Raw genomic sequence first — 22,094 nt, 5'->3', positions numbered from 1 at the left:
TATTCACTCCGCCTCTTATAATTTTTCTTCTAACTTTTCAATTAACAGCTGTAAATCTTCTCTTCTTCTGAAACGAACGCCACTTGCGTGTTTGTGTCCGCCACCACCAAAATGTTGCGCAACGTCATTAATCGGCACATCTTTAGAACGTAGACGTACACGGATATCATTTTCTGTTTCAAGTGCCATAAACCAAACTTTAACTTCTTCAACTTCTCTAAACACATTCACTTGTAACGCAGCATTCGCCTCATCTACCCCGTACTTTTCACGGTCTTCAATCGACACAAAGACACTGAGTACACCTCTATCTGTTAAGTTAAAGTTGCTGATTAAAAACCCAGTAAATTTAAAGTCTTCTAACGATTTTTTGTACAGTTCTAGTAATAGACTATTCGTGTCTAAACCCCCTTTAGAAATGTCACTCATGACGTCATAAGTCGTTTCATGTGAATTATATAAAAATCGACCAGTGTCTCCGACAATTCCTAAATACGCGAGTGACTTAACGTCCTCATTAATAGCGTCACTATCAAATAACGATAAAAACATATATAACAGTTCACACGTTGAAGACACAGATGTTTCTACGATATTAACATCTCCGTATGGCTCGACATTTGGATGGTGGTCGATTTTAATAACGTACTGACCATTTCTATAATCTCCGTCGTAGTCGATTCTTTCGACGTTAGCCGTGTCTAAAATAATAACGAGATCTTCGTTAGTAATTTCGCCATGGTCAAGTTCACCCATAAATTCTAAGTTCTCTTCAGTACTTCCGAGAGCGCGTACTTTTTTCTCTGGAAACTTATTGAGTAAAAACTTTTTTAAAGCGAGTTGAGATCCTAAAGCATCTGGATCTGGACGAATATGTCGTAAAATCACAATCGAATTTGCGGATTCAATTTTTTGAAACGCTTCATTTTTATATTGATTTAGTGATGATAATTGATTTAAAAATTTTTTAAACATATAAAAACACCTCATTAATAGTTGTGATATTCCCTTTAAGCAATTATACTACAGTAGAATGGAGTTGTAATAATGAGCACTGGTTTTCAATTGTTAATTACTACATTAGTCACAGCGCTAATCGTAAGTTTCTTAATGTTCTTCATCTACAAAGTACGTCAAATTCGTACGAAACGTGACGTGAGAAAAGCTTACTATAACGCGATGGCTAGATTATGGTTTGGCGTGTTTTTAATCATCTTCGGTACAAACTCAATCGTTCAGTTTAATACGGTTGTGACATATATAATCGGTGGTATTTTTATCGCTTTAGGAATTATTAACGTGACACACTTTAACAAAGCACGTAAATACTTTAAATCAAACTTACCGATTGAAGATGAAGCATACGACAAACTCAATAAACAATAAGATTATGTAGAAACCATCTAACAAAAAGTTAGGTGGTTTTTTTAAATTTTAAAATGACAATAGCGTAATTTTTTTATATGATTAATATATCACTGATTTGTAAGGAGTTTGTTATGGAACGTATTTATACTGGTAAAACGAAAGATGTATTTAAAGATACGAACGGAGATATCGTCCTCTATTTTAAAGATGATATGACAGGTAAAGACGGAGTGTTTGATCCAGGTGAAAACCAAGTTGGTCTGACTGTAGAAGGTTCAGGTCGTGCTGGATTAGAAATGACATCTCACTTCTTTAACATTTTAAAAGATAAAAATATCCCAACACACTACATTTCAAGCGACTTAGATAAAAAAGAAATGCGCGTAAATGAAATCGAAAACTTCGGAGATGGATTAGAAGTCATCTGCCGATACGTTGCGGTTGGTAGTTACTACAGACGCTATGGTAAATACATTGAAAACGGCACAGTATTAAAATCACCTGTCGTAGAATTTACGTTAAAAGACGATGAACGACAAGATCCAGTCGCATCAAAAGAAACGCTCGATATATTAGGACTCCTCACAAACGAAGAGTACGACGAAATCGAATCACTCACGATGCAAATTTGTGACATCATTAAATACGAGCTACTCAAAAAAGACTTAGAACTCTACGACATTAAACTCGAATTCGGTAGAGATAAAGAAACAGGCGACATCTTATTAATCGACGAAATCTCTGGTGGAAACATGCGCGTTTATAAAGGCGACGAAAATATCCACCCACTTGATATCGGTAAGATTTTATTTAATTAATTTAATTCACAATAAAAACACCCCTAACCAGCGACGTGATCTGACAATTCACCTCGGTGATGGGGTGTTTTATCTTGTTTTTAAAAAAACTATTGCTGTGGTGTTTCGTGTTAAAAAGCCGGTCTTTTTGTGTATTTATTCTTCTTAAGAATGAAAGTACTACTTCCGCCAAATATATTTAACAAAAATTTCCTGATTTTGTTAGATATCCGGATATATTTAACAAATTTCAGACTCAACGCCCCATTTTTGTTAAATATAATTTTTTATCTAACAAATTTTGCCCGCCACAACCGATTTTTGTTAATTATCCTAATATATTTAACAAATTTTCACCTACATGACTAATTTTTGTTAATTAAGATGAAAAAACACAAAGTCCACCCGACCTTAACCTCACCTCGAGATTATTTAAATGTCACCGCTTCACCTGGCTTTAAAATCTGGCACTCTGTTTTGAGCGCTTGTTTAAAGTTTTCCGGATCTTGTTCAATTGGTGGGAATGTATTGTAATGTACAGGCACTACAACACGTGGCTGAATTAATTCGTCTGTTGCGTGAATCGCGTCGCTAATTCCCATTGTAAAGTAGTCACCGATTGGTACGAATGCAACATCGATCTCACCATTTAATGTATTGATGAGTTTTAAATCACTAAAGATTGCTGTATCCCCTACATGATATATCTTTTTATCGCCAAGAGTTAAAATGATTCCTGTAGGCATTCCGCCGTAATGAACGTTTCCGTCATCGTCTGTATAGCTTGATGAATGGAATGCTTGCACGAATTTTACTTTGATACTATCAAACGACTTCTCTCCTCCGATGTTCATGCCTACCGTGTTTAATCCTTGAGTTTCTAAATATCCCGCTAATTCAACTGGCGCAATAACTGTTGCATCGTTGTTTTTAGCAATTTCAACCGTGTCTCCAACGTGGTCATTATGTGCATGAGTGAGTAAAATATAATCTACCTTTACGTCTTCAACTTTTAAATCTGTTAATTCATTTCCAGTTATGAAAGGATCGAAAATCCCTTTTACTCCATCGTGTTCAAACTGAACGACTGAATGTCCGTGATACGTTACTTTTGTCATTATATTTCCTCCTTTATATACTGTATTTATAACCGATTTTTTAAAAGATTAACCATATAGATGTGCTATATTATGTTAGAGGTGTTGTTATGACTACTATTTTTAAAGTTAATTCATTGACTGAATCTGAGGACTTCGTATTTTTTACAAATCACCAATTAGAATCTAATCCACTCGTTGCAAAGATGTATAAAATGATGCATCAAAATTCGACTGTTCTAATTTCACTCAACTATTTAAATGAATTAGATCCTTTTATTATTCAAAACATTCATTATGAAACGATAAAAGAAACGGATAGCATCGATGGTTACGTGACGGATCAATGTATCGTCAAGAATGAATTAGACAGTAACTTTTTAAGAGAACTGTCAACGATGGTTAAGGATAAACACCTAATTATCGGCCCGTCGTTTTCCAATATCCCATACTTTTTACAGTCTAAAAATTTAGAGTTAGCCATTCAGCATAACGCAACTGCAGTCATGTATGATGTGAGAAATATAGATTTTAAAAACTATAACGAATTAAAGCCGCTCGCAAAACTAAAGTCATTTGCGAGAAAGCGTATTGAAATTATCCCAGTCGTTGAATCCGTAGAAAAAAGAGATGAGCTACAATCACTCATCCCTTTTCAAACAGTCTGTATATTAGATTAATGAATCAATTTCAACGTATTCTAAATCTTGTGCTTCTGCAACAGCTTTATAAGTCACGTGACCTTTATACACGTTGAAGCCTTCTTTAAGTCCTGCGTTACGTTTTGCCGCTTCTTCAGCACCTAAGTTTGCGATTTGAAGACCGTATTGTAACGTAGCGTTTGTTAATGCGATTGTTGACGTTCTAGGTACTGCACCTGGCATGTTCGCAACTGTGTAGTGAATTACACCGTGTTTCACGTACGTTGGGTCGTCGTGAGTTGTAATGCGGTCAGATGTTTCAAAGTTACCGCCTTGGTCGATTGCGATGTCAACAACGACTGAACCGTCACCCATGTTTTTAATCATTTCTTCAGTCACTAATACAGGAGCTTTTGCACCTGGAATTAACACTGAACCAATGACGACGTCACTCGACTCAACTTCTTTTTTAATGTTCATCGGTGTAGACATTAACGTCTGCACTGAATCACCAAATAACTCATCTAACTCTCTTAAACGATGTGGGTTTAAATCTAAAATTGTAACTCTCGCACCGAGTCCAACCGCAATTTTCGCTGCGTTTGTACCTGCGTTACCTCCACCGATTATCGTAACTTTACCACGGTCTACTCCAGGTACACCTGCAAGTAAAATACCACGTCCACCTTTAATTGCTGATAAATTTTCTACCGCCACTTGAGTTGCCATACGTCCAGCAACTTCACTCATCGGTTGTAATAGTGGTAATCCACCAAATCTGTCGACGATTGTTTCATAAGCAATCGCTGTAACCTTTTTATCAATTAAGGCTTTCGTTAAGTCGACCTCTGGTGCTAAGTGGAAGTACGTAAAGATAATTTGGTCTTCTTTAAAGAAATCGAACTCTTCTTTAAGTGGTTCTTTAACTTTAACGACCATATCAACGTCCCATGCTTCTTTTGCTGATGAAACAATTGTTGCTCCTTTTTCTACATACTCTTCATTAGTGAAGAAAGAACCAACACCAGCATCAGATTCAATACGCACTTCGTGTCCTGCTTGGACAAATGCATATGCTGCATCCGGCGTAAGCCCAACACGGTTTTCGTTGTTTTTAATTTCCTTAGGTACACCAATAATCATGAAGTATAACCCCTTTTCTTTTGTTATGAAAACTCTTTCTTTATTTTATATTAACATACTCATTCATAAAAATGTTATCGTTATCATACAAAATTTGGTAAAATAAAATTAACAGTACAAGTTAGCAAATTTTAATTACTATTTGATTATTTTTAGTCGCTAAAGGGTATAATGTACTGAAAGTTAAGGAGGAAATGACATGTTAGATTACAAAAACATTTTAATCGCAGTCGATGGATCACACGAAGCAGAGTGGGCATTTGAAAAAGCTGTTAACTTAGCTAAGAAAACGGACGCACGTTTAATCGTCGCAAACGTTATTGATACGAGAAGTTACGCATCAGTTGAAGCGTATGATCGTACGATTTCAGCACGTGCTAAAAACTTTGCAGATAAGCTTTTACAAGGCTATAAAGAAAAAGCACTGGCTGACGGTGTATTAGATGTCGTTACACTCGTAGAATACGGTTCACCGAAATCAGTGATTCCTAAAAAAATTGTTAAAGACACAAATGCAGACTTAGTTGTCGTTGGTTCTACAGGTTTAAACGCAGTTGAACGATTCATTATTGGATCGGTCTCTGAAGCTATTGTACGTCATGCACCATGTGATGTATTAGTTGTAAGAACTGAAACTTTACCTGAAGATTTTGAACCGACAGTCGCAACAGATGAGCTCGTTCAAAATGAAGTAAATTAATTCCCATGAAAATAGCCTCTACTTTTTAAAAAGTAGAGGCTTATTTTTATATTACTCCTTAAATAACACTTTTGTTTCTGTATATTCTTCGATACCGATCCAACCGATTTCTTTACCGATACCAGACTGTTTATAACCACCGAATGGTGCGGCTGGATTTCTTGCTGCACCGTTTATAACGATACTACCTGTGCGTAATTTTTTGGCAACGTCATATGCTTCTTCGTCATTTTCACCAAATACTGCACCATATAACCCGTACGTCGTATCATTTGCGATTTCTATCGCTTCATCGACATCGTTATAAGTGATAATCGATAAAACTGGTCCAAATATTTCTTCTTGGGCGATTTTAGTCTTGTTATCGACTTTCGTAAATACCGTCGGTTCAACGTAATATCCTTTGTCTTCACTTTCTACTCTACCGCCACCGATTAGTAACGTCGCTTCTTGTTTACCGCTTTCGATATAGTCATACACGCGGTCTTGGGCTTCTTTAGAGACGACTGGTCCAATCGTATTGTTTTCATCTTCAGGATTTCCAACACGTACGTTTTCTTCGACATATTGTTTAACGTATCCTTCAACTTCTTCGAGTCGAGATTCTGGGACGATTAAACGCGTAAGTGCTGAACACGCTTGTCCTGCGTTGTTAATAATCGCGTCCATCGATTGTTTTACTGCTCTTTTAGCATCACCTTTAAGAAGTAAAATGTTCGGTGATTTTCCTCCGAGTTCTAAGTGTATGTTTTTAATATTACTTTTTGCTTGTTCATAAATGCCTCGACCTACTTTAGTAGATCCAGTAAATGAAATCATATCAACTTTTTCATGTCCAGTTAACGCATCTCCAACTTCACTACCAGACCCAGGGACGATATTAAATACACCTTTTGGAAGGCTTGTTTTATCTATCACTTCAGCAAGTAAAAATGCTGAAACTGGAGTTTTCGTACTCGGTTTTAGTACGACTGTGGCACCAGCGAGTAAAAGACATGTGAGTTTTCTTTGAATCTGATTCAGTGGGAAGTTCCATGGTGTTACTGCTGCTACAACACCTACACCTTCACGTACTAGATCAAATCCTTCATGATGTTCTGTGAATTTTACTTTATCCGCGTTTTCAAGTGCGAGTGTCATCTCTTTGATTACTTGTTCCACCTGAGCTGATTTCGTGTAGTTATATGAACTTCCTAATTCTTGTCGAATGACTTTCTCAAAATCTTCTTGTCTCTCTTTAATACCGTTTAAAATTTCTTCAACGTATTTTTGACGCTCTTCATAAGACGTTTCATTGAAGCTTTTAAATGCACGTGCTGCTGCTTCGACTGCTTTATCGACGTCTTCACTATTTGCTTTAGCAACCGTTGTAAAAATTTCTTCTGTCGCTGGATTCTCAACTTCAATCACGTCAGACGTTGATGGTTTGACCCACTCGCCGTCAATATATATTTTGTCGTATTTCATTTCATAAACCCTCCTTAAGGTTTGTATTACTATTCTATCCGTTTAGTCATTTAAACAAACATCTGATTATTTTTCATGCCACGCTTCAACTGTTGATAAAAATTGTTTCATACTGTCTTTGTTTTTAAAATCAGGGATATCTCCGATTAAAACATCTTTATTATTTAATGCCACGTGCCCTTTTTTCAGAACGATTAACGACTTTTGACTTTTTTCGTCTTTAAAAATAGTCTTCGGTAAGTTTAAGAACATGAGTAACGTCACATCTTCTTTTATATACGTTTTAAACGTTTCTTGATTTTCGGTTAGGATGTTAGAAGGTACTGTAAAAATACCGATTCCGTCTTCTTTTGCTTTATTCATCCCCGCTTCAATCATTAAAAGATGCGCAAAGCTTTTACCTTCTTTAAACGCTGTCGTATACCCTTCAACCTCTACCGGATAAAAACCGACGGGTAAATCTCCAACGACTAAATCAACTGGCTCGATAAAGTTTTGTTCGATAATATTTTGTGGATATATCTTCATATGTGTCTCTAAAAACTCACATAGATTTGCATTTAACTCAGCGAGCGTTGGATCGATTTCGACACCGTTTAACTGTAATTCTGAATTTAACTCACTTAACGTCATCGATAAATGGCCAGATCCACTCCCGACATCTAACACCGAACCGCTACTATTTTCATTTAGTACGTTACCGATATACCCGATTGTGTACCCGATGACGTCTGGAGTCAGTTGATGGTTCGGTTGTACTTGCTCTTCTTTTAACTGCTTTAAATAAGCAAACTGAAATGCTTTTCGCTTCTCTATTTTTGTACCTGTTACGTCTACTTCTAATAATGCTTGAGACAATGATTCTATTCGCGATAAGCCAGTATGTTCATGAATATCATCTGTTTTATTTACTAATGCTTCGTATATTTTTTCTAAATTACTGAGTTCCATTAAAAAGTTCACCTCTAAAAAAAATAAGGACTATTCTTTCGAATAGCCCTATTATAACAATTGATTAAATATTTTTTAAAGCGTCAATTGCTTTGTCATAATCTGGTTCGTTTGTACCTTCAGGTACGTATTCTACGTAGACAACATTATCGTCTTCGTCTAATACGAATACACTTCTCGCTTGTAAACGTAAATGTGGCATTAGCGTACCGAATTGTTTCGCAAATGATAGATCTTTATGATCTGAAAAAGTCACTGCATTTTCGATACCTTCATCTGCACAAAAACGTTTTTGAGCGAATGGTAAGTCGTTTGAAATTGTAATTAACTGTGTGTTTTCAACATCTGCTGCTTTATTATAAAATGTTTTCGTTTGAACTTGGCAAACTCCTGTATCAAGAGATGGTACAACACTAATCAGCTTTTTTGTACCTGCATATTCTTTTAACGGTTCTACATCTTTTAATTCGCTATTCACGACATTAAAACTATCGATATGTTGACCAACTTCAACAGCTTTTCCGTCTAATTTAACTTCATTTCCACCAAAAGTAATTGTCGTCATAAATTAAACCAGCCCTTCTTTTCTATTAGTCTCTACATCCACAGTATATTCAACCTCTTTTGAGTTTACAACTAATGTGTCTCCGATAAAATCATGAAGTCCCATTCGATTTTCGTTAAATAAAATCATTAAGTACGGTAGGTTTAATAATGCTTGCGTAATATATCGACCGATAAGTTCTCGATATAATACTTGAGCAAATGTTAACTCGTACCCTTTACTTGAAACAACACGAATACCGAAAATCATTTTTCCTAACGTTTGGCCAAAGAAATATGTCATTAAAACGAAGTAAAGGAAAAATACGACCGCTACGATAATGCTGCGTATTGGAATTGCATCAAAAATAACATTTTGATTCATGACGCCTAGCATCGTTAAAATCGGAATAATTGCGATTTGGCGTACCGACCATAAGACGATGAGATCAACGATATATGCGAGGAGACGTATTAACGTATCTGCAACAGGGTAACCCATTTCTTTTTGCAAGATCACTGTTTCTCTTTTCATAATCTCACTCCTTACTCATCATATAAGTACATCGGTTTTGGACCTTGGCGTTTATTGATTAAGTTTTCAACGATTAACGCATCTGAATCGTTAAATAATTGTTTCACGATGCTCGGTCCGTTAAAATTGAACATTGAAAAACGACCTGAACCATAACCATACGTATAAACCTGTGGATTGTCTGAACCAATCTCTTCTTTTAAATCAGCGAGCGCGTCATCAAAGTATCCAATCTCATCTACAAGTCCGTTGTCAATGGCATCACTTCCAAGATATACACGTCCATCTGCTAATTTACGTACTTCTTCTTCACTCATGTTACGCCCTTCAGCAACAACTTTTACGAACTCATCAAACATCGTATCTACCATGTGCTGAACGTATTCTTTTTCTTCTTTAGATGGAGTTTTTGCTCCTGATAACATGTCTTTCATATCGCCTGATGTATATGTGTTAAACTTTACGCCGTATTTTTCAGCAAGCTCACTGTAATCGATACTTTGCATAATTACGCCGATCGAACCAGTGATCGTTTCGTTACTTGCGTAAATTTTATTTGCAGGTGCTGAGACATAATATCCACCACTTGCTGCCATGTTACCCATTGAGCTGTAGATAATTTTCCCTTTATCTTTTGCGATTTTTAAGTACTTGTATACTTCAGCACTTTCAAATACTCCACCACCTGGTGAATTTACGTCAAGTAAAATTGCTTTCACTGAATCATCTTCAATAATTTCTTTTAAAGCATCAACTGTTAAACGATGATTATAACCCGCTACTCCAGAAAATAATCCGCTACCTTGCGGTGTATCTTGAATGACGCCATCTACACTAATGACCGCGATTCTATTTGACGGGTCACCTTCTTCAATAACGCTAACAGGTGAATCATCTACAAGACTACTAAATAAGTCTTCAAATTGATCTTTTTGGAATACATTAAATACGCTCATTACAACGCCTGAAATCAGTAAGGCAATTGCTGCGACTAATGCAATCGTTCGTTTCATAAGTTCATCTCCTTTAATATCTGTATGAGTTAGTATAACACAGTGTATTACAGTAAATCCTCAAATTCTGTAGATTCTTGTTCGTTTTTTGATGTGTATGTTGTGATTTGATTTAACGCATCTTCGATGAGTAGTTCAAAGTCGACATTAGATTCATATTTTATGACCGTATCTAAATTTGGTGATGTCTTCGGTTGTTTTGGTTTAAAAATAGTACAACAATCTTCAAACGGTAATATTGAAGTTTCATACGTGCCGTAATTCACAGCTTTTTGTATAATTTCATTCTTTTCATATGTGAGTAATGGTCGTAGTACTGGGAAATTTGTCACTGCATTAATCGTATTCATACTCGTTAATGTTTGCGATGCAACTTGTCCAATATTCTCTCCATTTACGACCGCTTCCGCACCGATTTTACGTGCGAGACGTTCTGCGATGATTAACATAATACGTCTCGTTGTCGTCATCGAATATCCATCAGGTATTTTATCGTAAATAGTCGTTTGAATATTTGTAAATGGTACGATATGCATTTTAATATCGACACCGGTTTTATCGGCCAAAATATCTACAAGTGTTTTTACCTTTTCTAACGACTGCTCACTCGTATACGGTGGAGAGAAAAAGTGAATTGCTTCAATTTCAACACCTCTACGCATAATCTCAAATCCAGCGACTGGGCTATCGATTCCACCAGAAAGCATTAAAACAGTTTTACCACCTGTTCCAAGTGGTAATCCACCGACCCCGTCATACACTTCACTGTACATATAAATTCCGTCATAACGAATTTCTATCATAATCGTATGATCTGGATGTTTTATATTCACTGATCGATTTGTTTCTTTTACGACGTAACCACCGATTAACTGCTGAATTTCATGTGTCTTTAAATGGTACGCTTTGTCGATACGTTTTACTTCAACTTTAAATGTATCGCCCTCTTTAAATGTTGACTCTAATAGTAATGCATTTTCTTTCATCGCTTCATCCGTTTTTTCAAGACGAATAATTGGCGACATGCTTAATATTCCGTTCACATGTTTTAATCGATTGATGACTTCATATGCATCTTCATTTTCTAGATCGATGTACATTCTATCTCTATTCGCACGGATAACGATGTCAAGTCCTTCTAAAGCACGTTCGATTTGCGACACTAATTTACCGATAAACATCTTTCTATTTTTCTTTTTTAACGTAAGTTCGCCGTAACGAACAAGTAGTAAATCATATTTCAACGATGACATCTCCTAATTCTTTATATATTTCATCAAATACTTTTATAAACGTATCTATTTCACTTTCAGTCGTATACTGTCCCATCGTAAGACGGATACTTCCTTCAATCACACGTAACGGATTTCCCATCGCGATGAGTGTTTCGTTCGGTGCGTTACGTTGTGACGCACATGCACTCGTTGTAGATACATAAATATCACGTTTACTCAGTGCGTTCACAATGACTTCACCTTTAGCGCCTGTAATCGACAGGTTAATATAATGTGGTACATGTTTAGGCTGGGTATATACCCCTTCATATTGTCGAAGCGCCTCACGTATTTTATCGTTAAACGAATTCAACTTATTATACGTATCTTCCATCGTTTCAAAAGATAAACGTATTGCTTTCGCAGTAGACGCGATACCAGGTAAGTTTATCGTACCACTTCTCACGTTATATTCATGTCCGCCACCGTACATCACTGGATTTAACTGCGCAATATTTTTAACAAATAATCCACCTACACCTTTAACGCCATAAAACTTATGCGCTGAAAACGACACAGCATCCACCCCGCGATAATCGATATTTACCTTACCGACAGCTTGGGTTGCATCGACATGTAAAAATGCTCTGTTATATTGCTTGATGACGTCAACAATTTTCTCGATCGGTTGAATACTCCCGATAATATTGTTAACTGCAATAACCGATACAAAGATTACATCATCCGACATCTTTTCTTGTAAATCTTTGATATCAATGATTCCCTCCGGTGTCGTATCAATAAATACTAATTCGATCCCATCAATATGTCTCAGTACTTCGATAACACTCGGATGTTCTAGTTCTGAAACGAGCACCGTTCGACCGAATTGTTTTTTCTTTTTAATGACGCTTTGAATCACGATGTTATTACTTTCTGTGGCTCCAGAAGTAAATAGTAAGTCGTAATCATTTAATTTAAATAGTTGCTTGATCTGTGTTCTAGAAGCTTCAAGAAGCTTTCTCGCTTCTTGTCCACCTTTACTTAAACTTGCTGTATTATAAAAATATTTTCGATTTACCGTGTCATACGTCTGTAGGACGTCGTCTAATGGACGCGTCGTTGCTGCGTTGTCAAAATAAATCATTGTTTCCTTCACCTACCATAAAAAAGACTTAGGAATGCTCCTAAGTCTCTTATCTGTTTTCATATGAGTCGATGATACGTTTTACTGCATCTTCATCAACTTCTCGTAATGCATGTTCTGCAATTTGAAGTGCACGTTTATATCTATTTTCATTGAATAAACGCGTCGCTTCTTCAATTTCACCGTCTAATGTACTGTTATCTTTACGATAACGGTTTGCGTATTGAATAATTAACTCAGACAGTTCAGAGTCATGAATCACTTCATATGCTTCTTGCTCGAAGTTGTTTAATAAAATGACTGCTTTATCGACTTTCTCTTTAATGTAACGCACATTTAACGGACGACGTTCAAGATATCTATCGATTTCTTTCACTTCGTTATCGAGTTCATGCTTCATAACGATAAACTGCTCTGGAATTCTCACAAGGTTTGACGTCGTTAATCTATGCATGACTTCTTCTTTTTTGTCATCGATTAAGTTCGTATTATCGATTGCTTCCTCTTCATCGTATTTTAACGACTGTAAGTAATCTAGTACATCTTCTTGCTTGTCATTAATATCTTCAATCGTATGATCGATGTGTTCTAAGTTATCGATAATCTGACTATAGCGCGTCGTATTTTTATTAACTTCAGACTCAATATCTGCATACATCGTAACGAGATCTTCGATTTCGTATTCATATTTATGAATTGTTTGAATTTCTCTATCATTAATATAATATGCATCTTTAATAAAGTTAATTTCAGTACGTAATGACATGTTTGTGTCTTTCGCTTTAAACAGCATATCACTCACTTTGTCACGTAAATCATCGAACTTAATTTTCGCTTCGACTTCGTGTTCAATTAAGTCATACATATCATCGAGTTCGCTGTGAATACGTTCTAAATCTTCTTCCGCTTCTTCTAATTCTAGTTTTGCAATTTTAGGCTCGATTAAATTTAATTCTGTACGTAAGCGTGATAGCGTCGTATCGACTTTGATATGCTCTAAATCATATCCGTCTAATCTTAACTCTCTACAACCATAACGGACTTCTTGAAATTGTGTTGGTAAGTCTTTTTGAACTTCTTTAATAAGCGCAGGGATTTTCTCCATACTCTCTTTTAAATTCGTAAGTTCTTCGTGAATTTCTACGATATGATCGTGTGCGTTATTGTAATTCCCCTCATCGATGAGTGTGTTGTACTTCTCTAGTTCTGGTTCATATGAGTTGATTAACGATTCTAATGGTTTTCTCGAGTCACCGAATTTATGGCCATCTGCTAAAACGTCACGGTTTGCTTCTCTTTGAAGCGTAACCGACTCTTCATATAACTCTTTGCTCTCATCATTTTGTTTCATAAAGTCGTTAATTTCAACTGTTAACGCATCATATGTAGTCTCGATATTACCGATATGTTGAACGGCATTATCTTCGTTCTTTTTACTATCACTAAATTTAAATTTCTTTAAATTTTCATTTGCAGCTTTAAAATTGCTTTCTGCATGCGTCTTATTGTTGGATAACGCATCTTTCCATCTCTCATCCAAGTGTTCGTATAATTCTTTTGCCTCTCCATGTAGATTGTATGTTTTTAATTTTTCTAAATCTAAATGAAATGGTAATTGAATTACATCTTGTAATCGTGCTTCTTCTTTCTGTACTTCTTCAAGTTTTGATTTTCTTAAAAACAACAGTAATCCGATTACTATAATAACAAGGATAATCAGTCCAATTAAAATGTAAACCCACATACAATTACCCTCCTCAACTTATTATCAATTATAGACTAATTCTTTGAAAGAAAAAACAATAAACAGTATAATTTTTAAAAATGTAACAGTTACTTTAGGAGGACATACAATGTTTGATGATATTCAGCTTAAAAACTATTCAGAACTACACGGAGCACTCGATGCATTACTTGAGGAAAATTTAAACATAACTGCTAATTTGGCAAATGCTTCTGCACTACTTAACTACTTTCTAAAAGATATTAACTGGGTCGGGTTTTATTTATACGATGAAGAACTAGAAAAACTCATCCTTGGTCCGTTCCAAGGAAAACCTGCATGTACGACTATTGAAGTTGGTAAAGGTGTTTGTGGAACTGCTTATAGAGGTAACGACGTATTTATCGTTGATAACGTCGAAGAATTCCCAGGCCATATCGCGTGTGACGCTCGTAGTAAATCAGAAATCGTATTACCGATCTATAAAGACGATAAAGGAATCGGAGTGTTAGATATCGATGCACCGATTTATGAACGATTCGATGAAGAAGACCGCGTTGGTTTAATCGAAGTCGTAGAGATAATTAAAAAGTATTTATAATCGATAAACTGTTGACAAAACGTAGAGATTCAAGTAATATAATAAATTGTGTAAATGAACAATATAAGTAGCAGGTATTTATTCTATGACCTTATGTGATTAGCGGTTGCGATGTGTTGTGTAACCAATGCTATGAGGCGAAGACACTTTGAATCACATATCCATAGAAGTAACTACCCCTTATGATGTTATTTGCATATAAATATATCATTAAGGAGGAGTCAATAATGGCTCGTTATACAGGATCGACTTGGAAGAAGTCACGTCGCCTAGGTATTTCATTATCAGGCACAGGTAAAGAATTAGAAAAGCGTCCATACGCTCCAGGTCAACATGGACCAAACCAAAGAGTTAAACTCTCAGAATACGGTTTACAATTAAAAGAGAAGCAAAAGCTTCGTTACATGCATGGAATTAACGAACGTCAATTCCGTACATTATTCGATCGTGCAGGTAAAATGCCTGGTATTCACGGTGAAAACTTCATGATCTTACTTGCTTCACGTTTAGACAACGTAGTATTACGTTTAGGTTTAGCTAAAACACAACGTCAAGCACGTCAATTAGTAAACCACGGACACATCACTGTTAACGGTAAAGTATTAGACATCCCGTCTTACCAGCTTTCACCAGGTGAAACAGTTGCTGTACGTGAAAAATCACAAAAATTAAACATCATCGAAGAAGCTATCGAATTCAACAACTTTGTTCCTGAATATCTAAACTTTGACGCTGATAAATTAGAAGGTACATTCGTACGTCAACCAGAACGTAGCGAATTATCAGCTGAAATCAACGAACAATTAATCGTTGAGTACTATTCAAGATAAACGACTTAATTTCTACAATTACCCTACAAACGTTTTTAAATCAATGTTTGTGGGGTTTTTGTTTTATATTAAACATTAACATAATACCCTTATTTACCTGTATTTATATTTGAGTTTGTGGCAAATTTGTGGGAGATTTGTGGCAAAATTAATAGGCGCAAAATAGATTATATTTAGCACTCACAAAAGAATGTGGGTGCTTATTTTTATATAAATAAAAAAGACTCCTAATATATTAGACGTCTTTCGCAAACAGTCCGCGTACGGATACTGAAGCTACATTAACTATAGTATATAGTTATTTAAAACCGTTTATTCACTTCTCAAAACGCACTCCTTGACTATAATTATACGAACGTATGTTTGGTGTGTAAATAAAAAAAATACCACCTGCAATGAGGTGGTTGCTTTATCCCTTTATACTAAGTGAAGAAATAAGAATAGAATTGTATGATAGTTAATTGAACAGTTGTTTAAATCACTAAATTTTATTAGTTCTTTATATTATTTATTTTTGGCTTTATCGGAGGATTTTTCTTAGTTCTCATGTGATCATTTTCTTTTTTAAAAAATATATTACTTATAATATATAGGTATGTTGCAAACATAGCGTAAAAATAAAATGAAATTGAGAGGATAATATAAAAGATATTATTGACAAAACAAGAAATATCTATTGGATTTAACACAATAGTTTCTAAAACAAATAACACTAAAACAAACACTATAATACTAAAACCAGAAACAATAATGCCATAATTCATATATTTAAATTGTATTCTTAACTTTTTAGAATTATTAATTTTTTCAATTACATGATTTTCTTTTAATCCAAAAATAAATGTGAAAATAGCTCCAAAAAAACCCACACTTATACTTATCGAGTTAATTAACATATTCATTAACTCCAGCAATCTACTCTCTATAATTTTCGGCTCTTTATAGTGTATTAATATAAATATTCCTATTGTAAAAATTAATATTAAGGAATATACAAACCATGTAAAATGTTTTTTCAACAAAATTTATCACCACTCATTTTTAAACAAGCAACGAGATAGCATCATCATCATTTCTATATAGGTCCACCATATCAAAATAAATACGATGTGCGTTTAACTCTATTCCCTCTGTATAAGAATACTTTAAAGTTCTTTTCAAAGCTTGTTTTAGTAAGTCTATTTCTTCCACTGGACTATCTTCTGTTTCTTTAGTTTTAACAAAAAGTTTTTCTACGTTATTATCATCTACCCAGCGGTTTAAGAGATTTTTACTTGTCTGACAATCTAGTTCAGCTGATTTAGATCTGTTAGTAGAAATAATAATTTCTACACTTTCAACACCTTCATATTTATTTCCCGATATTCCCAGCAATAAATCATCTGTATCATCTCCAGTAACCTTTAGAGCAATACTTCTATAGATGTCATTATTCAACGCTTTATCTTTTGCTCTACCATCTATGGCAGCAACGAATTTAAAGTTGGCATATTCTTCATAATAATCAAAATAAATACTATCTATAAACTTTTCAACTCCAGAAGGACTTAATGAACTAATATTTCTTTGAACAAGCATGACATGTTTTGTTGGGTCATATAGTATGCTTATTTCGTGACCTATATACTCATTATCTTTTAATTCAATATTTGTAGACTCGCCATAAATAGTTGTTTTGCTAAGAGGTTTGTCATCTAACCTCTCCATAATAATATGGTAATAACCAGTTGAATTAGATTTTTCAACTGATTTAATTCTAATAGGGTCAAAGTTATAATTTTTTACTACCTTGTATTCTTTATCGCTTTCATAATCGTTTTTAAGAGTATCGAATAATTCTTGAAGAGGTAGATAACTATATTTACCATCATCCTCCAAACTACATGTATAAAAAATATTGATATTTACGATTTTAGTCCTTGCCATTACCCTAACCTCTTTCAGTGTGTAGTTATACACATTTTAACTGTAAGCGGTTCAATAAGCAATGAGATTAGACAAAAATAGCTGCTAGCGAAATGGCTAACAGCTTAACTACACATTTTACATTATATCACAACGATTTAGATAAGAACATACATTCGGTTACATATCACAAAAAAACAGGGAGCATTTCAGCTCCCTTTATTAATATCTCTTATTCACTTCACGTTGGATTACGTTTGGATCATACCCCGCTTTTCTGAGTCTGTTGAATCTATCTTGACCGTTACCCCACTTACCTGCTAATACTTCATTCACAATAGTTGCAGTTGATTTTTTCTTAGGTGCTGATTTACCGAGTAACTTTTGGTTTACTAAGTTTTGAATCGTGTTGTAGTTATATCCGGCTTTCTCTAACTTAGATTTACGAGTAGCACCAGTACCCCACTTGCCAGTGATAACTTCATTTGCAATGACTGAGTTAGATTTCTTAGTTGCTTTCGGTTTACTTGTAGGCTTTTTAACTGGTGCGGGTGCTTTGCTAGTAGTTGATTTAACTTCGCTTGCACCACCTGTGATTGCATCAGCCAATGCCTTACAGTACGATTCCACGTTATTCTTAATATTCTTCATGTCATTCGCATTAGTGATAAATCCTAATTCAACTAATCGATAGTTAATATCACGATTCGCAGCAACATTGACTTGAAGTAAATCATTACGTTTAGAAATAGCTACTCCACCACGTAGACCAACGTGTTTCTTAATTGCATTACCAATTCTATTATCAATTGCATCAGGGGTGAATCCACTATAGATGATTACATGTCCACCAGTAGCACTAGCACTTGCTGCATCTAAGTGAAACTCTGTCATACTGTCGAATGAATCAGCATTATACTTGTACATTCCATATGGCTTGTTTTCTCTCTGACCTGGAGCGCTATCTGCGTACATGTTCCAATTGGGATTATACACTTCCGCTGAATATCCTTTTGTTGCATTGATATACTTTGCAACTCTTGGTGTGATTTCTTCTCTGATGAAGTCACGTTCGTTTTCTCCATTACCAGTAGCACCGCACCAGGATCACTGTAACCATGTCCTGAAATTAGTAAATGTTTTTTTGTCATTAATAATCGTCTCCTTTAATTTGTTGCATAAAAAAGAGCCTGTAGAATTTATCTACAAGCTACTAATCATCTTTCTTATTTGTTTTTGCAATTAAGTCATAAAAACCACTAGCTGATAACCCAGCAACTCCGCCTGCTACAATTAAAGCTGGTATTGATAATTCATACTCAACTCTTAATTCAGGAACTAAGATTGTACCTAAAGCAACTACTATACCTAGTATCATTGCGATTAAAGGATTGTAATTCACTGGTACTTTATCTTTAGTTGTGTATTTAAACACCTGTAATAAGATTGATACCCCTGCCATTATCGCAAATGCTACAGCTGATATTTCTGCCATTACTTATCAACTCCTTTTCAAATCATTTCTCATTTCATCAAGTAACTTCATGATATGCTCATTTTGCGCTTCGATTCTGCGTATGATTTTAATTTCATCACACATGCTTGCATGCTCAACTTCCAATTTATCAATACGGTTGTGTCCATGCTCTTGTCTCGTTTCGATCTTTGTAAGTCTATTCTCTGCACGTTCTTTGTCTTTGGTCTGTTTATAATAAAGTCCGAAAACTCCAATTAAAATCGGAATTATTACAATCACAAACCAATAAAGCACGTCTTTTTGTGTTTCTAGTTCAGTCACACGCTACTCACTCCTTTGTACAATATAAAAAGCCTTACGGATTATTCCGCAGGCTTCTCTAATACTTTTTCTAACTCCGACTTATAGTGGTCACGTTCTTGTGCGACCTTATTAAGTTCGATTTGTAACTGTAACTTCTCATCGCATAATTGTCTGTAATTAGCGATTAATACTTGTTCTTCGATTGATAGTTCTTGATTATTCATTCCGATAATGCCTCCATTTTATGTTTTAATATTTTAACTTGCTGTATTAATTGTTTATTCGCTTGTATGAGCGTCATGATGATTTCGTTCGTATTAATTGCTTTCCCGTCATTAGTTATCCATTCTCGTGGTGTGCCACGTTCTACGACTAAACCAGTCGTACGTACTAGAGTGTCTATATATTTAAACTCATACAATGACGCACGCTCGATAATGTCTAACGCGTCAAAATATTTAGGCTTAATATCTGTCTTTAACTTTTCGCTTGAACGTTGACGCCACGTGTCATACTCAATGTGGTTAAATATGCCGTTACCTGCGGAAATTGTCGTTGCTGAGCTACGAGCGAAGTCTTTATCCACCACATCAATTTTCGCTTCGTTTTTATAAAATCTCAAACCAGCATTAAACGGATAGTTTTCGTCTCCTGCGCCATACATAATATAACCGTGAATTTGACTACCACTACCACTAGATGACGTTGTGAAGTTGAATCTATTTAAACCTGGTCTATCTCGTTTATAAGGATATATATATACGGGGGCTGTTTGACTTTCTATGCTTACGCTTAATTCGGCATCTAACACAACTCTATTGTTGTCTGATTTTAGAGCAACTACGTTGTAACTTCCCATCGTGATACCGTTAGCGTTTGATGGACTGTAAGTACCGTCCCACCACTGAATGTACCCGCTCGATCCTGGACTATCTGCCCACTCTCCGTTTCCGTCGAGATAAGTCGATATACCGAACGCACTAATGTTAATTGCACGCTCTTGAGTATTATCTCCAAATCGTAAATACCCACCACGCATAGTCGTTGTGACATCGTAGTTATATGACTTACCGTGATAACGTCTATTAAAATTACCACGTTGTTCAATCTTATCGCCAGTGATTAAAAGTTTGTTACTACCACTATCACCAATTGCGGTAGCAGTGTTAAAGTCAACATAAACCGAACGTAACGTTCCAGTAGTAATCGCATCAGCCACAATTCCCTCTGCTGTCGCAACTGTTCTCGCAGTCGCACCACCGTCAGTCGATATATACCAACCTTGCGAATTAAGTCCGAAAATATTATTCGGGTTATTCTTATCTATCGCTTGAATACCGAAACTTCCGTATCTCAACTCGTTCTCACTCGCATGTATCTTCGTTATCATGCCACGTGCAACTTGATCTAAGCTAAATAAAGGTAACTTTGTTTCTCCTTTTAGTAACGAGTTAAAGTCTTTCGCAACTGATTGTAAATTTGATTTATAACGACTCCGAATGCTTTCGCTACCAAATGTAACTTCACAATTCACTAGCTTATCGTTCACATCATAAGTCTGTTTTAGCGATTTTATTCTGATTTCTTGCTCGAGATTAATGCGTTCATCAATTAGGAATACTCTGTCGCCAATTAAGGGTACTGCTTCTTTATAAATACTTCTAACGTCATGTAAGTTACCCTCAATAGATATTTCTAATGACTTTTCAACAGCTTCAATCATCATCTTATCCATTGTTTCTTTATCGGTCACACGACCATCAACGATTGGTTTGCCCTCGTACTTTCCTACAACTTCAGCTAACGGAGATGTGTATTCACGTCTTAATTTAGCGTTTGTGAAGTAATCATCATTATCCACAGCATCTGATTCACTATTTTCACTTGATTCATTCCCGAAATTTCCAAAACCTTTAATGTGCGTAACAAAACCACTCGCATCAATACTTTTTGATACGTTACTCGCATTGAGTTTGTACTTATACATGAAGTTCGTATCATTACCGATTAATTTCTTTAGATAGACCGTCTTACCAACGATATAAAATTCTAAACTAAAGCGATCTATTAATCGTTTAAACATCTCTAATCGAGTTTCGCCTTTACCAAAACCCTCAATCTTTATAGCATTCACAAAATCTACTAATACATACTGATAACCACTATCCTGAAATACAACGTCAAAAGCGTTCTTACCAGTATAGTGACCGTCTTTATCTTCGTGGATAATCTGTTTATCGAAATCCCAATAAAAAAGAGGAATAGCCCTTACATCTAAGTAAAAGCTATCCCCTTTAGTAATTTGCTTGATATACATTATTTTATAATCAACTGTTTTGTAATTGATTTCCCACAACTTATCAATTTCTTTTAAGTCTAAATTATTGTTTCTTTGTTGTGGTACTTTAAGTTCGATACCATGATTACCGTTCAATTCTTCGTTGACTGTTTTGACTGCAAGGAGTGGATATTCGTTACCTTTTAAGTCTCTTATAAATATGATTACCACCTACTTTCTAATAAAAAAGACACCTGCAATGATGTGCTACCCAAAAGTTGGACTTTTGGAATTAAGCAGATTGTAAGGTATGTTTCCTGAATTCTTCAGGAGACATGCCTTTTAATTTTAGCTTAATTCT

25 protein-coding genes and 1 pseudogene are annotated in these 22,094 nt (G+C 35.3%); 6 read left to right on the top strand and 20 right to left on the bottom strand.

Annotated features, from left to right (window positions below):
- Positions 1-15: 15 nt before the first annotated feature.
- Entirely contained in the window at positions 16-975 is a 960-nt protein-coding gene (locus tag BBS29_RS04135; protein ID WP_068129298.1) for a DHH family phosphoesterase, read from the bottom strand.
- A 72-nt stretch (positions 976-1,047) separates the two neighbouring features.
- Here BBS29_RS04135 and BBS29_RS04130 point away from each other — a divergent pair, with 72 nt between their 5' ends.
- Together BBS29_RS04130 and BBS29_RS04125 are read left to right on the top strand one after the other, a co-directional pair.
- Positions 1,048-1,386, top strand: coding sequence for a YtpI family protein (locus BBS29_RS04130; RefSeq protein WP_068129297.1), 339 nt, complete (start codon positions 1,048-1,050; stop codon positions 1,384-1,386).
- 113 nt (positions 1,387-1,499) lie between these two features.
- Positions 1,500-2,186, top strand: a complete 687-nt coding sequence (locus tag BBS29_RS04125) for a phosphoribosylaminoimidazolesuccinocarboxamide synthase (RefSeq protein WP_068129295.1) — start codon at positions 1,500-1,502, stop codon at positions 2,184-2,186.
- A 407-nt stretch (positions 2,187-2,593) separates the two neighbouring features.
- Here the strand turns inward: BBS29_RS04125 and BBS29_RS04120 are convergent, their stop codons facing one another.
- Entirely contained in the window at positions 2,594-3,283 is a 690-nt protein-coding gene (locus BBS29_RS04120) for a metal-dependent hydrolase (RefSeq protein WP_068129293.1), read from the bottom strand.
- A gap of 89 nt (positions 3,284-3,372) precedes the next feature.
- Here BBS29_RS04120 and BBS29_RS04115 point away from each other — a divergent pair, with 89 nt between their 5' ends.
- Positions 3,373-3,942 carry a hypothetical protein gene (locus tag BBS29_RS04115; protein ID WP_068129291.1) on the top strand — a complete coding sequence of 190 codons (570 nt, stop codon included), beginning with the start codon at positions 3,373-3,375 and terminating at the stop codon, positions 3,940-3,942.
- Here the strand turns inward: BBS29_RS04115 and ald are convergent.
- Positions 3,934-5,046: an alanine dehydrogenase gene (gene ald / locus BBS29_RS04110; RefSeq protein ID WP_040928732.1), complete on the bottom strand. Its 1,113-nt coding sequence runs from the start codon at positions 5,044-5,046 to the stop codon at positions 3,934-3,936. The genes BBS29_RS04115 and ald overlap by 9 nt on opposite strands.
- 199 nt (positions 5,047-5,245) lie before the next feature.
- Here ald and BBS29_RS04105 point away from each other — a divergent pair, with 199 nt between their 5' ends.
- On the top strand, positions 5,246-5,746 hold the full coding sequence (locus tag BBS29_RS04105; protein ID WP_068129290.1) for a universal stress protein: 501 nt from the start codon (positions 5,246-5,248) through the stop codon (positions 5,744-5,746).
- Positions 5,747-5,797: 51 nt separating this feature from the next.
- Here BBS29_RS04105 and BBS29_RS04100 read toward each other — a convergent pair whose 3' ends face one another.
- The 8 genes from BBS29_RS04100 to BBS29_RS04065 all read right to left on the bottom strand — a co-directional run bounded on the left by BBS29_RS04100 (position 5,798) and on the right by BBS29_RS04065 (position 14,360).
- The gene (locus BBS29_RS04100) at positions 5,798-7,213 is read right to left on the bottom strand and encodes an aldehyde dehydrogenase family protein (protein WP_068129287.1); all 1,416 of its coding nucleotides are present in this window, start codon (positions 7,211-7,213) and stop codon (positions 5,798-5,800) included.
- A 66-nt stretch (positions 7,214-7,279) separates the two neighbouring features.
- Complete coding sequence (locus tag BBS29_RS04095; protein WP_068129286.1) at positions 7,280-8,164, bottom strand: class I SAM-dependent methyltransferase; 885 nt, start codon at positions 8,162-8,164, stop codon at positions 7,280-7,282.
- A 64-nt stretch (positions 8,165-8,228) separates the two neighbouring features.
- The gene (gene tpx, locus BBS29_RS04090) at positions 8,229-8,729 is read right to left on the bottom strand and encodes a thiol peroxidase (RefSeq protein WP_068129284.1); all 501 of its coding nucleotides are present in this window, start codon (positions 8,727-8,729) and stop codon (positions 8,229-8,231) included.
- Between the two features lie 3 nt (positions 8,730-8,732).
- Positions 8,733-9,242 carry an RDD family protein gene (locus BBS29_RS04085; protein ID WP_068129282.1) on the bottom strand — a complete coding sequence of 170 codons (510 nt, stop codon included), beginning with the start codon at positions 9,240-9,242 and terminating at the stop codon, positions 8,733-8,735.
- An 11-nt stretch (positions 9,243-9,253) separates the two neighbouring features.
- The gene (sppA, locus tag BBS29_RS04080; RefSeq protein WP_068129280.1) at positions 9,254-10,255 is read right to left on the bottom strand and encodes a signal peptide peptidase SppA; all 1,002 of its coding nucleotides are present in this window, start codon (positions 10,253-10,255) and stop codon (positions 9,254-9,256) included.
- Positions 10,256-10,302: 47 nt separating this feature from the next.
- On the bottom strand, positions 10,303-11,499 hold the full coding sequence (gene thiI / locus BBS29_RS04075) for a tRNA uracil 4-sulfurtransferase ThiI (RefSeq protein WP_068129278.1): 1,197 nt from the start codon (positions 11,497-11,499) through the stop codon (positions 10,303-10,305).
- Positions 11,489-12,616: a cysteine desulfurase family protein gene (locus tag BBS29_RS04070; RefSeq protein WP_068129276.1), complete on the bottom strand. Its 1,128-nt coding sequence runs from the start codon at positions 12,614-12,616 to the stop codon at positions 11,489-11,491. Before BBS29_RS04070 ends, thiI begins: the two co-directional genes overlap by 11 nt.
- A gap of 49 nt (positions 12,617-12,665) precedes the next feature.
- Entirely contained in the window at positions 12,666-14,360 is a 1,695-nt protein-coding gene (locus BBS29_RS04065) for a septation ring formation regulator EzrA (protein WP_068129274.1), read from the bottom strand.
- Between the two features lie 109 nt (positions 14,361-14,469).
- Here BBS29_RS04065 and BBS29_RS04060 point away from each other — a divergent pair, with 109 nt between their 5' ends.
- Positions 14,470-14,940 (top strand): GAF domain-containing protein, encoded by a 471-nt coding sequence (locus tag BBS29_RS04060; protein ID WP_068129273.1) that lies wholly within the window; start codon positions 14,470-14,472, stop codon positions 14,938-14,940.
- A gap of 227 nt (positions 14,941-15,167) precedes the next feature.
- Positions 15,168-15,770: a 30S ribosomal protein S4 gene (gene rpsD / locus BBS29_RS04055; protein ID WP_068129271.1), complete on the top strand. Its 603-nt coding sequence runs from the start codon at positions 15,168-15,170 to the stop codon at positions 15,768-15,770.
- Between the two features lie 491 nt (positions 15,771-16,261).
- Here the strand turns inward: rpsD and BBS29_RS04050 are convergent, their stop codons facing one another.
- The 9 genes and pseudogenes from BBS29_RS04050 to BBS29_RS08610 all read right to left on the bottom strand — a co-directional run.
- A complete protein-coding gene (locus BBS29_RS04050) occupies positions 16,262-16,666 on the bottom strand; it encodes a hypothetical protein (RefSeq protein WP_143861258.1) in 405 nt (134 codons plus the stop codon).
- Between the two features lie 145 nt (positions 16,667-16,811).
- On the bottom strand, positions 16,812-17,696 hold the full coding sequence (locus tag BBS29_RS04045; protein WP_068129265.1) for a DUF6731 family protein: 885 nt from the start codon (positions 17,694-17,696) through the stop codon (positions 16,812-16,814).
- A 201-nt stretch (positions 17,697-17,897) separates the two neighbouring features.
- On the bottom strand, positions 17,898-18,011 hold the full coding sequence (locus BBS29_RS08510) for a hypothetical protein (RefSeq protein WP_257009085.1): 114 nt from the start codon (positions 18,009-18,011) through the stop codon (positions 17,898-17,900).
- A 54-nt stretch (positions 18,012-18,065) separates the two neighbouring features.
- A pseudogene (locus BBS29_RS04040) lies at positions 18,066-18,761 on the bottom strand (N-acetylmuramoyl-L-alanine amidase); the annotation flags it as partial.
- A gap of 127 nt (positions 18,762-18,888) precedes the next feature.
- Positions 18,889-19,170, bottom strand: a complete 282-nt coding sequence (locus BBS29_RS04030; protein ID WP_068129258.1) for a hypothetical protein — start codon at positions 19,168-19,170, stop codon at positions 18,889-18,891.
- A 6-nt stretch (positions 19,171-19,176) separates the two neighbouring features.
- Positions 19,177-19,473 (bottom strand): DUF7365 family protein, encoded by a 297-nt coding sequence (locus BBS29_RS04025; RefSeq protein WP_068129257.1) that lies wholly within the window; start codon positions 19,471-19,473, stop codon positions 19,177-19,179.
- Between the two features lie 41 nt (positions 19,474-19,514).
- Positions 19,515-19,679, bottom strand: coding sequence for a hypothetical protein (locus tag BBS29_RS08355; protein ID WP_179853828.1), 165 nt, complete (start codon positions 19,677-19,679; stop codon positions 19,515-19,517).
- Positions 19,676-21,964, bottom strand: a complete 2,289-nt coding sequence (locus BBS29_RS04020) for a phage tail spike protein (protein WP_068129255.1) — start codon at positions 21,962-21,964, stop codon at positions 19,676-19,678. Before BBS29_RS04020 ends, BBS29_RS08355 begins: the two co-directional genes overlap by 4 nt.
- A 61-nt stretch (positions 21,965-22,025) precedes the next feature.
- On the bottom strand, positions 22,026-22,094 hold a 69-nt coding region (locus BBS29_RS08610; protein WP_373554035.1), incomplete at its 5' end, for an IS3 family transposase.

It is taken from the genome of Nosocomiicoccus ampullae (assembly GCF_001696685.1).
GTDB classification, from domain to species: Bacteria; Bacillota; Bacilli; order Staphylococcales; family Salinicoccaceae; genus Nosocomiicoccus; species Nosocomiicoccus ampullae_A.
Note: the sequence above shows the minus strand (reverse complement) of the source record. Positions and strands in the feature narration are given on the sequence as shown.